14 protein-coding genes and 1 pseudogene are annotated in these 12982 nt (G+C 30.2%); 14 read left to right on the plus strand and 1 reads right to left on the minus strand.

Annotated elements, in window-relative coordinates; all coding sequences use genetic code 11:
- The first annotated feature begins 4 nt into the window (after positions 1-4).
- The 7 genes from N3C_RS03625 to aroQ are packed head-to-tail and all read left to right on the plus strand — an operon-like array spanning position 5 to position 5268.
- Positions 5-856, plus strand: a complete 852-nt coding sequence (locus N3C_RS03625) for a prephenate dehydrogenase (protein WP_074364716.1) — start codon at positions 5-7, stop codon at positions 854-856.
- Positions 856-1935, plus strand: a complete 1080-nt coding sequence (gene aroB / locus N3C_RS03630; RefSeq protein WP_074364717.1) for a 3-dehydroquinate synthase — start codon at positions 856-858, stop codon at positions 1933-1935. Before N3C_RS03625 ends, aroB begins: the two co-directional genes overlap by 1 nt.
- On the plus strand, positions 1932-3203 hold the full coding sequence (gene aroA / locus N3C_RS03635; RefSeq protein WP_074364718.1) for a 3-phosphoshikimate 1-carboxyvinyltransferase: 1272 nt from the start codon (positions 1932-1934) through the stop codon (positions 3201-3203). The genes aroB and aroA overlap by 4 nt, the downstream gene beginning before the upstream one ends.
- Positions 3204-3229: 26 nt before the next feature.
- Positions 3230-3493 carry a chorismate mutase gene (locus tag N3C_RS03640; protein ID WP_074364719.1) on the plus strand — a complete coding sequence of 88 codons (264 nt, stop codon included), beginning with the start codon at positions 3230-3232 and terminating at the stop codon, positions 3491-3493.
- 19 nt (positions 3494-3512) lie between these two features.
- Positions 3513-4319: a shikimate dehydrogenase family protein gene (locus tag N3C_RS03645; protein ID WP_074364720.1), complete on the plus strand. Its 807-nt coding sequence runs from the start codon at positions 3513-3515 to the stop codon at positions 4317-4319.
- A gap of 5 nt (positions 4320-4324) precedes the next feature.
- On the plus strand, positions 4325-4840 hold the full coding sequence (locus N3C_RS03650; protein WP_074364721.1) for a shikimate kinase: 516 nt from the start codon (positions 4325-4327) through the stop codon (positions 4838-4840).
- Positions 4837-5268, plus strand: coding sequence for a type II 3-dehydroquinate dehydratase (gene aroQ, locus N3C_RS03655; protein ID WP_074364722.1), 432 nt, complete (start codon positions 4837-4839; stop codon positions 5266-5268). Before N3C_RS03650 ends, aroQ begins: the two co-directional genes overlap by 4 nt.
- Positions 5269-5296: 28 nt before the next feature.
- Here aroQ and safA read toward each other — a convergent pair whose 3' ends face one another.
- Complete coding sequence (safA, locus tag N3C_RS03660) at positions 5297-5914, minus strand: SafA/ExsA family spore coat assembly protein (RefSeq protein ID WP_242944035.1); 618 nt, start codon at positions 5912-5914, stop codon at positions 5297-5299.
- 185 nt (positions 5915-6099) lie between these two features.
- On the opposite strand from safA, the gene N3C_RS03665 reads away from it, so the two are divergent.
- The 7 genes and pseudogenes from N3C_RS03665 to N3C_RS03695 all read left to right on the plus strand — a co-directional run bounded on the left by N3C_RS03665 (position 6100) and on the right by N3C_RS03695 (position 12861).
- Positions 6100-6810 (plus strand): pseudouridine synthase, encoded by a 711-nt coding sequence (locus N3C_RS03665; protein ID WP_074364724.1) that lies wholly within the window; start codon positions 6100-6102, stop codon positions 6808-6810.
- A 13-nt stretch (positions 6811-6823) separates the two neighbouring features.
- Entirely contained in the window at positions 6824-7375 is a 552-nt protein-coding gene (locus tag N3C_RS03670) for a tRNA 5-(aminomethyl)-2-thiouridylate-methyltransferase MnmM (RefSeq protein WP_074364725.1), read from the plus strand.
- Between the two features lie 83 nt (positions 7376-7458).
- A complete protein-coding gene (locus N3C_RS03675; protein ID WP_074364737.1) occupies positions 7459-8331 on the plus strand; it encodes a MurR/RpiR family transcriptional regulator in 873 nt (290 codons plus the stop codon).
- Positions 8332-8421: 90 nt separating this feature from the next.
- Positions 8422-9654, plus strand: coding sequence for a BaiN/RdsA family NAD(P)/FAD-dependent oxidoreductase (locus N3C_RS03680; protein ID WP_074364726.1), 1233 nt, complete (start codon positions 8422-8424; stop codon positions 9652-9654).
- 73 nt (positions 9655-9727) lie between these two features.
- On the plus strand, positions 9728-10390 hold the full coding sequence (cmk, locus tag N3C_RS03685) for a (d)CMP kinase (RefSeq protein WP_074364727.1): 663 nt from the start codon (positions 9728-9730) through the stop codon (positions 10388-10390).
- A 128-nt stretch (positions 10391-10518) separates the two neighbouring features.
- Positions 10519-11633, plus strand: a pseudogene (gene rpsA, locus N3C_RS03690) (30S ribosomal protein S1); the annotation flags it as partial.
- Between the two features lie 169 nt (positions 11634-11802).
- Entirely contained in the window at positions 11803-12861 is a 1059-nt protein-coding gene (locus N3C_RS03695) for a CotS family spore coat protein (RefSeq protein ID WP_074364729.1), read from the plus strand.
- The last annotated feature ends 121 nt before the right edge of the window (positions 12862-12982 follow it).

Here is a 12982-nt window from a genome sequence, read left to right on the forward strand (position 1 = left end):
TAGTATGGATTTGGGCGGCTTTAATATTACTATAGTGGGATTGGGACTTATTGGTGGCTCCTATGCAAAGGCTTTAAGAAAAATGAATCCAAAACGACTATGGGCTATCGATAAGGATCCTCTTACTATAAAAAAAGCAGAAGAGGCAAAAGTAATTGATTTTTCTGGTTTAGAATTAAAATATATCTTATCTGAAAGTGATCTAATTATAATGGCTCTATACCCTAAAGACACCATAAAATTTATAGAAGAAAATATGGAATACTTTAAGCCAGGTTCTATTATAACTGATATTTGCGGATTAAAAGCTAATGTGATTTCAAAGGTGAATGAAATATTAAGAAATGATGTGGAATTTGTGGGAGGACATCCCATGGCTGGAAAAGAGCTTTCTGGTTTTGATAATGCAGATGGGTCTATTTTTGAAAATGCAAATTACTTTCTTACTCCTACAAGCCGTAATAAAAAAGAAACTTTAGCGTTCATTGAAAAATTAATTATTGCTTTAGGCTGTAAAAAACCTATTTTAATATCAGCGGAAGATCATGATAGAATAATCGCCTATACAAGTCATCTCCCACACATATTAGCAGTATCTTTGATCAATTGCTTTACTCCAGAAAAACATTTAAAAAGTTTAATTGGTGGAAGTTTTAAAGATGCTACTAGAGTGGCATCTTTAAATCGTAATCTTTGGTTAGAATTAATTAAAACTAATAAGGACAATGTTGTGAATATACTTGATTGTTTTATAAATAATTTAATGGAACTAAAATATGCAATTTTAAATGGTGATGATGAAAAACTTTTACAAGAATTTAATCTTGCAAGTAATAGAAGAAAGGAGTTGGAGTAATGCAGAATATTCAATTAAACTTATCACAACATCAATACAACATATATATTGAAGATGGATTATTAAATAAGGTAGCAGATATAATTAGTCAATTATTCAACACAAAAAAGGTTGTAGTTATTACAGATAAAAATGTTTATAGCTATTATGGTAAAATAGTTGAGAATAACTTATCAAGCAATGGATTTGAAGTAAACTTTATTATCCTGGAGCCCGGTGAGGAAACGAAAAATATTAATTCCTTAGTATATATCTATAATAAATTGTTAGACTTTTCAGTAAATAGAGATAGCTTGTTAATAGCTTTAGGAGGGGGTGTAGTTGGTGATATAACCGGTTTTGCCGCAGCTACCTTTTTAAGAGGAATTAAATATATTCAAATTCCAACTTCAGTAATAGCTCAAGTAGATAGTAGTATAGGTGGAAAGGTTGCTGTCAACTTAGAGCGAGGAAAGAATTTAATAGGTAATTTTTATCATCCCTACGCTGTAATTATTGATCCACAGGTTTTATTGAGCCTAGATGATAGATTTTTCTATGATGGCATGGCAGAAGTAATAAAATATGGTCTTATAAAAGATACAGAGCTTTTCAATAACCTATTAAAATATAAAAGTAAAGCTGAAATTATGGAACATATTGAATATATTATTTATACTTGTTGTAACATTAAGAAAGAAATTGTAGAAAAAGACGAGAAAGATACTGGCGAAAGAATGCTACTAAATTTCGGTCATACCTTAGGACATGGCATTGAGGCTTATTATGATTATAAAACCTATACCCACGGTGAAGCGGTAGCAATGGGTATGTACTCTATTAGTAAGATAGGTGAAAAGTTAGCTTTAACTAAGGAAGGTTGCAGTGAAAAAATTAAGGAAATTTTAATACAATATAATCTACCCTATAAGCTTCCTGTACACATAAATGAGTTGCTTAATATCATTAATAAAGATAAAAAGGTATTAGATGAAGGACTGAATTTTATTCTCATAAAAGATATAGGTGAAGGATATATTAAAAAGGTCAAGTTAGGCCATGTAGCGGAGTTTTTAGGAGAGGATGAAAATTTAATATGAATTACATGGAAATAAAAAATAATTGCAAACTAGCAGGAAAAGTAAATACACCTTCTTCAAAAAGTATTGGCCACAGGGCACTAATATGTGCTGCATTAGCAGAAGGAAAAAGTGTAATAAGAAATATTAATTTATCAAAGGACATTAAAGCTACTGCTGGAGTTTTAGAGGCATTAGGTGCTACCATTGATATAGGTGAAAAAGAAATTCATGTAAAAGGAACTAATAAAGTTAAATATTCAGCTTCTGAATTGTTTTGTAATGAGAGTGGATCTACATTAAGATTTCTAATACCTGTAGCACTGTTGCAGGAAGAAACTGTAACCTTTACAGGAAGAGGAAAGTTAGTAGAAAGACCCTTAACACCATTTTATAATATTATGAAGGAACAGGGCATCTATTATAAAAACAACAATGGCATGCTTCCTCTAGAGGTAAAGGGCCTGTTAAAGCCAGGAGATTTTCATATTGAAGGAAATGTTAGCTCACAGTTTATAAGTGGTTTAATGTTTGCCCTTCCTCTTCTTAATGGAGATTCTAACATAATAGTAACAGGAAAATTAGAATCATGTCCTTACGTAGACTTAACTATAGATGTATTAAAGGACTTTGGGGTAAATATAGATAATTATAATTATGAAAAGTTCTCTATAAGAGGTGGGCAAAAATACAGCGCTAAAGATTATATAGTGGAAGGAGATTACTCCCAGGCTGCCTTCTTTTTAGCAGCAGGTTTACTAAAGGGGCAGGTACAATGCACTAATCTAAAAAAGGATTCACTTCAGGGAGATAAAGAATTTATAAATATAGCTAGAAGAATGGGCGGTAATATAATAGAAGATGATCAAGGAGCTAAAGCAATTGAATCTAAATTAAGATCTACAAACATAGATGCTTCACAGGTGCCAGATTTGGTGCCAATATTGGCAGTATTAGCATCAGTGAGTCAGGGACAAACTATTATATATAACGCTTCACGGTTAAGGATAAAAGAATGTGATAGACTTCATGCTGTAACTACTGAATTAAATGCCTTGGGAGCAAATGTTATAGAAAAAGAAGATTCATTAATTATAAATGGTGTTGAAAGACTAAAAGGTGGAAAGGTGAAATCTTGGAATGATCATCGTATAGCTATGTCCATGACTATTGCTTCTTTAGTTTGTGAAAATCCTGTAATAATAGAAGATTATATGGCAATAGAAAAATCCTATCCTAATTTTTATGAGGACTTTAAGAGTTTGGGTGGAAAAATTACAGTTCACTAAAAGATTAGAGTTAAAGGAGAATAAATATGACTGAATTAAAGGAATACAGAAATGAAATTGATTTAATTGATAAAGAATTAGTACAGCTCCTAGAAAAGAGATTAGAACTTTCAAAGAAAATAGGACAATATAAAAAAGAAAGAAATATGGAAGTTTTAAATATAGAAAGAGAAAAGGAAGTACTTGAAAAGAACTTAAGTCTTGTAGAAATACATGATTATAGACCATATATATCAGAAATATTAAAAGCAATTATGGAAGAAAGCAAAAAGCTTCAATCTAAACTATAGTATAAGCGAGGTTTCTAGGATGAATTTATTTGGTTTAATAGGCGAAAAATTAGGTCATAGTATATCTCCCAAAATACATGAGTTAATATTAGAACATTATGGTGTTGAGGGAAAATATGACCTTTACGAGCTACAAAGAGAAGAGTTACAAGATTTCGTAAAGGATACTAGTTTAAGAGGCTTTAATATTACAATTCCTTATAAGATTGATATAATGGAGTATTTGACTTATATAAGTCCAGAGGCAAAGGCTATTGGTGCCGTTAATACTGTTTTTATAGAAAAAGGTGAAATTAGGGGATATAATACAGACTATAACGGAATTGATATGACCTTTAAAAAATTCAATGTTTCCATAGAGAATTCCAGTGCTGTTGTTTTAGGTAGCGGAGGTGCCTCTGCAGCAGTTATTCAATATCTTGAAGATAAAGGTTGCAAGGACATAACCGTTGTTGTTAGGAATAAGAATAAAATAAATAATAAAAAATGTAATAAGCACAATATAATACAATACGAAGAATTAAACTCTATTAAATCTAAGGAGATCTTAGTGAACTGTACTCCTGTAGGTATGCATCCACAGGTAGATCACTGTCCCGTTGATAAAGAAGTTGTAAAAGGATTTAAATTTATCTTTGATCTAATTTATAATCCTCTAGAAAGTAAATTATTATCTTACGCTAAGGAATATAATATAAAACATAGTAATGGACTTCTTATGCTGGTAAGTCAGGCAGTTTGGGCGGAAGCTATTTGGAATAATATAGAAGTTAAAGAAGGAATTATAGATAAAATCTACATGGAATTGGTGCAAAGGGGTTTATAATTGATATGATACTAGGTAAAACTAATATAGTATTAATAGGTATGCCTGGCAGTGGAAAAACAACCATAGGCAAAAAGTTGGCAATGAAATCAAAAAAAGAATTTGTAGATACTGATGCATTTATAGAAGAAAGTAGTGGTAAAAAAATTTCAGATTTATTTCTTGTAGGAGAGGATTATTTTAGAGAAATAGAAAGTGATATTATTAAGAAGATTGCAAGTAGGGAAAATATTATAATATCTACCGGTGGCGGAGTTATAAAAAGAGAAAAGAACATAAAGCATTTAAAAGAAAATGGGGTAATATTTTTTATTAATCGCCCTCCTGAGTTAATAATTAAAGACATAAAAATTTCAACTAGACCATTATTAAAAAATAAGAGAGAATCGGTATGGACTTTATATAAGGAACGTATAAACTTATATAAAAGTTATTGTGACATAGAAGTAGAAAATGTAGATAGCTTAGAAAAAACTGTAGACAAGATATTAATCCAATGTAAGGAGATGGGGTTAATTTGAAAATATTAGTTATAAATGGTCCTAACATAAATTTTATTGGAATAAGGGAAAAAAATATTTATGGGGATAAAGATTATGAATACTTGTGCTCTCTAATTCAAGAAGAGGCTAAAAAGAGAAATTTATCCGTTGATATAGTTCAAAGCAACAGTGAAGGTCATATAATTGACTATATACACGGTGCCTACAATAAATATCAAGGAATAATCATTAATCCAGGAGCTTATACCCATTATAGTTATGCCATATACGATGCCTTAAAATCTGTTATGATTCCTTCGGTAGAAGTTCATATTAGCAACATACATGCTAGAGATGAATTTAGAAGTAAATCTGTAACTGCTGCAGCTTCAGTAGGAATAATAAGCGGGTTTGGACTTAATAGTTATGTATTAGCTTTGGATGCTATAAAAAATGTAATTGAATAACAGGGAAATCTTACCCTGTTATTTTTATTTACATTGTTTTTATAAACATCTGAGTCCAGTAGTACTTACCAGATTTGCTAATAGCTAAACCTACACCTAGTTGATTATAAGTAGGACTTAATATATTAGCTCTGTGTCCTGGAGAATTCATCCAGGCAGCTACAACTTCTGCAGGAGTTTTTTGTCCTGAAGCTATATTTTCACCAGCGGCGGAAAACCTTATACCAAAGGATTCCATCATATTAAAGGGTGATCCATAGGTTGGTGAATTATGCGAAAAATAATTTTTGTTAATCATGTCCTGTGATTTATATCTTGCCACTCTAGCTAACTGCCAATTATTAGTTACCGGTTGAAGCCCTCTTTTAGTTCTTTCTATGTTTACTAGCCTAACTACTTCTGCTTCCTTAGCTTTAATGTCATCAATGGTAGGTATTGTTAATTTTTGACCAGGATAAATTAAAGAAGCATTTTTAACATTTGGGTTTGAAGCAATAATTTCACTAACACCTACTTCGTATTTTGATGCGATTTTCCACATGGAATCTCCTTGCTTTACTGTATAAGTTACAGGTTGAGCTGTAACACTAGTAGAAAAAAGTGATAAAAATAAGATTGAAAGATAAACTATTTTTTTCTTCATCATTAACACCTCCATCTATATTTTTTAATTTATCCAATTTATTATGTTATAGTTTGGGTGGGAATTTAACTAAGTAATTGCTAAAAGCAAAAAGGCTGTGTATTATGTTAAAAATCTTTGATTTTTACACATTAAGTAATATAATTTAAATTGTATTTTAAATTATAAAGAAATTATGGTGATTTATAATGGAAGAAAGACTGCAAAAGTATATGGCTCATTGTGGCGTTGCTTCACGAAGAAAGTGTGAAGAACTTATTTTAGATGGAAAAGTAAAAGTTAATAATCAAATTGTAAAAGAATTAGGTACTAAGGTAAATCCTTCTATGGATAAGGTAGAAGTTGATGGTGTACTAATTAAACCAGAAGAAAGAAAAATTTATATTGCTTTAAATAAGCCGGTAGGTTATGTAACAACAGTTAAAGATGAGAAGAATCGAAAGACCGTTTTAGATCTAGTAAAGGTTGAGGAAAGAATTTATCCTATTGGAAGATTAGATTATAATACCTCTGGACTTTTATTATTAACAAATGATGGAGAGGTATATAATAAGGTAATCCATCCTAGACAATCTATAAATAAAGTTTATATAGCTTTAATCAAAGGTCATTTAACAGATAAGAAAATTGAGTTGTTTAGCAAGGGCATTGATATAGGTGGATATATAACGGCACCGGCTAAAATTAGAATACTAAAAAAGTTCGAAAATTCATCGGAAGTAGAAATCACTATTCATGAAGGCAAAAATAGACAAATAAGAAGAATGTGTGAGAAAATTGGTAATCCAGTAATACAGTTAAAAAGAATAAAGATAGGAGATATAAAATTAGAAGGACTAGCCATTGGTAAATGGAGATACTTATCAGAAAAAGAAATTAAGTACTTAAAAAATTTGTAATTAAGGTGATAACATGTTTAAATTCATTAGTGATGTTAGTAATATAGCTCATAGTGTAATAAAAAATCATTGTGTAAATTTCGATACTGCTTTGGATGCAACTCTAGGTAATGGCTATGATACAGATTTTTTATCCTCACTTTTCAATACTGTTTATGCCTTTGATATTCAAGAGCAGTGTGTTTTAAATTATAAAAATAAGGCTAATAAAAATGTTACACTTATAAATGATTCTCACGAAAATCTTGATAAATACATAAATAAGGGGCTAGATTGTGCCATATATAATTTAGGCTTTCTACCGGGAGGAAATAAAGAAATAACTACAAACTATGAAAGTACTCTCAAAAGCATTGAAAAGACACTTTTACTACTAAATCCACAGGGCATACTTACAATAGCTATATATCCAGGACACCCTGCGGGAAAGTTAGAAAAAGAATATATAATAGATTATTGCAGAAAACTACCTAAAAATAAATTTGCAGTATTATACAGTCAGTTTATTAATAGGCAAAATAATCCTCCTGAATTATTAATAATTGAAAAAAATGAAGGATTTTAAGTTGAATCTTGCACATGTTTTTAAATGGTGTTAAAATGATGTTGGTCTTGTAATTGTTCTTTATTGGGAGTGGATTTTGATTGTTGGATAATGATAAGCAAGATTTAATGAAATTAATACAAACTAAATTTTCAAGATTAAGTAAAGGTCAAAAGTTAATTGCAGAATATATATTAAAACATTATGACAAAGCTGCTTTTCTCACTGCAGCGAAACTTGGAACAAGTGTAGGGGTTAGTGAGTCTACGGTAGTTAGATTTGCCAATGAATTAGGTTATAGTGGTTATCCAGCTCTTCAGAAAGCTCTTCAGGAGATCATAAAAAATCGACTTACTACTGTTCAGAGGATTGAACTTTCAAATGATTTAATTAGTGACGGAAATGCTCTGAAGGACGTTATAAAGTCAGATATTGAAAACTTAAGAGCAACTTTAGAAAAAATTGATTATAGAGTTTTTGAAGAAGTTATAAAAAATATTTTTGAAGCTAAGAAAATATATATTATAGGTTTGAGAAGCTCAACTGCTCTAGCTGAATTTCTTGGATTTTATTTAAATCTAATATTGGATAATGTTAAAGTAGTAGGCTATGGAATGAGTGATATTTTTGAGCAAATGCTTAATTTATCTAGCGAAGATTTGGTTATTGGTATAGGATTTCCAAGGTACGCAAATCGAACAATAGAGGCTTTGGCCTTTGCGCAAGATAGAAAAGCAAAAGTGGTAGCTATTACTGATGGCCTATTATCACCATTAGCTAGTAAGGCTGATTATACTTTAATTGCTCAAAGTAATATGGCCTCCTTTGTTGATTCTTTAGTTGCACCATTAAGTATTATTAATGCCTTAATCATGGCGGTAGGTTTAAGAGAAAAGGAAAAGATATCTTCTATTTTTACTGATTTAGAAGGCTTATGGGAAAACTATAATGTATATACCTATAAAAATAAAGATTAGAAAAAGGCCTACATAGGTCTTTTTTATTAATACTTTTAAAATTGATCAGATGATTTTATATACTGACTGAATTAGTTACGAGGTGATATATTGAAAACTACAGTGGTAATAGGCGGTGGTCCAGCTGGAATGATGGCAGCAATTGAGGCCTCCAAATCTACTAAAGTTATACTATTAGAATCAAATGCTAAGCTAGGTAAAAAATTATTTATAACAGGAAAGGGCAGATGTAATGTAACTAACGCAAAGGATATAGGGGATTTTTTTAACTATATACCAGGAAACGCTAACTTTCTTTACAGTGCCTTATACACATTTACCAACGAAAATACTATGGATTTTTTTCATAAACAAGGAGTTAAATTAAAAGTAGAAAGAGGGGATAGGGTTTTTCCTAATTCTGACAAGTCTTCTGATATAATAAGTGCTTTAGAATCTGCGCTTAAGAAAAATGAAGTGGACATTAGATTAAATTCTAAAGTGGTTAAGGTTCATAAGGAAGGTAATAAAATTGATTATGTTCTATTAGAGAATGGTGATAAAATAAGGGGAGATTACTTCGTAATATGCACTGGTGGCAAATCCTATCCTTTAACCGGATCTACCGGTGATGGCTATAAATTTGCACAATCCTTAGGTCATAATATAATTCCTATAAAACCCTCATTAGTGCCTATAGTTGTTAAAGAGGAATGGATAAGAGAACTACAAGGACTTTCATTAAAAAATGTTGAATTTAAAATCTATGAAAATAATCGTTGTATTTTTAGGGAATTTGGAGAAATGTTGTTTACCCATTATGGCTTATCAGGACCTATTGTTTTAAGTGGTAGCAGAAAAGTAAATACAAAATGTAAACAATATGCCTACATAGATTTAAAGCCTGCATTGACAGAGGAAGAGCTAGACAAAAGAATACAACGGGATTTTCAAAGTTTTATAAATAAAGAGATAAAAAATGCATTGAATGAACTTTTACCACAAAAAATTATACATAGAATGATTTTATCCGCAGAAATACCTTTGGATAAAAAAGTACATTCAATAACAAAGCATGAACGAAAAAAACTAGCCCATGTCATTAAAAATTTTAAGTTAGAAATTGAAGGATTAAGGCCAATAGAAGAAGCAATTGTAACTGCTGGGGGAGTAGATACAAAAGAAATTAACCCTTCTACAATGGCTTCGAAAATTATAGATAATTTATACTTTGCTGGTGAGGTCATTGATGTAGATGCCTATACAGGTGGATATAATATTCAAATTGCATTTTCCACTGGTTACTTGGCTGGAAAATCCATTAATGATGAAGAAAACCATTAATTTTAAAGGATTTTGTCTTTTCTTATAGAATAACTATATAAATATTATTGGAGCAAAAGAAAGGTGGATTTTTATGAGAATTTCCATAGCTATAGATGGTCCCGCTGGAGCAGGTAAAAGTACTATTGCAAAAAAAATTGCAAATAAACTAGGTATAATGTACATTAACACTGGATTAATGTATCGAGCAATAACATTTAAAGCCCTAGAAAAAAACATAGCACCTGCGGATGTAGAAGGCTTAATAAAATTGATAGATAATATTGAGATGTATTTTGAAAACAATAACATATTTATTAACGGCGAGGATCTAACATCTAAATTAACCACTCAAGAAATAAATAAGTCAGTAGCCTCCTATGCAGCTATACCAGAAGTTAGAGAAAGATTGGTTGAATTACAAAGAAATTTATCTAATAAATTTGATGTAATTATGGATGGAAGAGATATAGGTACCGTTGTATTAAAAAATGCAGCCTTTAAATTCTATCTAACTGCTAGCCCAGAAGAAAGAGCTAATAGAAGATATAGAGAGCTTACAGCAAAAGGTATAGAAGCAAGCTACGAGGAAATTCTTAAGGATATAATTGATAGAGATTATAAGGATATGCATAGAGAAGTAAATCCTTTAAGAAAGGCTGAAGATGCTATAGAAATAGATTCAACTTCACTAAGTATAGATGAAGTTGTAGATCTTATTTCTAAACAAGTTCAACTTGGATTGAATAGTTTATAAAATTGATGAAAATTCTATAAATAATAAGGTTGAGGCCTATTGTTATTATTTATGATAATTGGTAAAAATCATGCATAATAAAGGCATACCTTAAACTAAAGTTAAAAAGAATTATATCAGGCTAATATACACCTGATTACATAATAAAGGAGGCAATATTTAAATGATGGATGAAAACAAAAATGATTTTAATGAACAACTAGCCTATATGGATGAACATGACAAACAGTTGTATGTAGGCCAAGTAGTAGAAGGGGAGATTATTTCCTTAAAAGAAAAAGAAGCCTTTTTAAATATTGGATATAAGGCAGATGCTATATTACCTTTAAAGGAAGCTACCTTTGATGAAAATGCAAATTTAAAGGATATTTTTTCTGTAGGAGATCATATAGAAGCAAAAGTAATAAGCAGAAAAAATGAAGATGGTTATGTAGTGCTATCTACAATTGAATTAGAAAGAGAAAGTGCTTATCATTACATTAAAGAAGCTCATAAAAATAATTCAGTTGTTGAAGTTACTGTAAAGGAAGCTGTAAAAGGCGGCTTAGTAGCAATGTATAAAGGGGTTAGAATCTTTATTCCAGCTTCCCATATTGAATTACATGCTGTTAGTGATTTAAGCTCTTATGTTGGAAAGATTTTAAAAGTACAAATAATAGAATATGATAATTCTAAGAGAAATGTAAGAATTGTAGGCTCCAGAAGAGAGTTATTAAAAGCTGAAAAAGCACGTATAGAAGAAGAGGCTTGGGCAAGCTTTGAAAAAGGTATGGTAGTTGAGGGCGAAGTTAAAAGATTAACTTCCTTCGGTGCTTTTGTAGAGGTTAAAGGAATAGATGGTCTACTACATGTATCTGAAATGTCCTGGGCTAGAGTAACTAAGCCTTCTAGCATAGTAAAAGTTGGAGATAAAGTTACTGTTAAAATTATTGATTTAGATAAAGAAAGTGAGAAACTTTCTTTAAGCATAAAGGCTCTTCAAGAGGATCCATGGAACAATGTAGAGTTAAAATACCCTGTTGATTCTGTTGTTCTTGGCAAAGTAGTAAGATTTGCTAGCTTTGGTGCCTTTGTTGAACTTGAGCCTGGAATTGATGCATTAGTTCATATATCAGAAATAAGTCATAAAAGAATAAATACACCTGCTGATGCTTTAACTATAGGTCAAGAAGTGAAAGCTAAAATAATTGATGTAGACATTGAAAATAGAAAAATTGGATTAAGTATAAAAGCTGTAGATTAATATTAAGAGGCGTGGCTACTTAGGTTTTGAATAGATAACTAATTAAGTTTAAACTCAAAACCTTATGCACGCTTCTTTTACTTTTCCATATTGATTACAATTTTTAAGTACTTATTTCAATTAGCTTCTAATATAATAGAGTAACACAAAAATCTTTAGGAGGATTTTTATGTCCGTAAAGAATTATCATAGTGATAGAGTAACGGATAAAGAAAGGAACATAATTGAAATAGTACTACATCATTATGATATTAATATACATAACATATCAAAGGTTAGAAGTGTTTATAAAGTAGAAAGTGATAAGGGTACACTTTGCGTAAAAAGAGCAAAAAATGGAAGACGTAAAGCCCAAAATGGGTATTATCTTGTGGAGAATCTTAAAAAAAACAATTTCTATAATACTGCAACTTACTTTAGAACTTACCGTGGTAAGTACTATGTAGAATATGGTAAACATATTTATTATGTTACCAGTTGGATTGACGGTACTGAGTGCAATGTTAGTGATATAAATGAAGCTATAGGATGTGTGGAACTATTAGCAAAATTTCATAATGCTGTAGCTTCCATAGATCTTTCTAATATTAAACTGAAAAATAATTTGAAAAACTGGCCTAAAATTTTTTACAGTAACGTATTAGACCTTGAAAAGTTTAAAAGTTATATAAATAGAAAAGTTATAAGAACTCAGTTTGATAATTTATACTATGATTACATTGATATGTATTATCATAGGGGCTTAACTGCTTTAACTTTTTTAAATAGCTCTAATTATTATAAGCTCTCTAAAGAAGCCAATAATCAAAAATCTATATGTCATAATAGCTTCTACTACCAAAATATCATAAAAAAGGGAAATCAGTATTATCTAATTGATTTAGATTCAGTAATAATAGATCTACAGATTATGGATTTAGGAAATTTTATAAGAAGATTAATGTCTAAAAGTGAATACCATTGGGATTTTAGCAAAGCTAAAATTCTAATAGAACATTATTCTTTATTCAAAACCGTTACTGTAGAAGACTTAGAGCTAATCCTTTCCTTATTAATATTTCCTTATCGCTTTTGGAAGTTAGGTAAAAAAAGATATATAAAACACAAAAGTTGGAGTGAGACAAAATATCTTAAGAAATTAAATAAAATTCTCAAATATTCTTTAGATGAGCAGAGGTTTATAGAAAGTTTTATGAATTATATAAACTTGAATTCGGCAAGTTGTTGAAATTCTTTCAATAACCTTGCCATTTTCATTTTTTAACTTTAATTTTATTATTGTTGTTGTTTCTCACGAGCCGTTAGGCTCATTTTGGGTACACTAAATAACCATCACATGAGATTTACAG

Origin of the sequence: Clostridium sp. N3C (assembly GCF_900095445.1) — a bacterium.
In the GTDB taxonomy this organism is placed as follows: domain Bacteria; phylum Bacillota; class Clostridia; order Clostridiales; family Clostridiaceae; genus Clostridium_AU.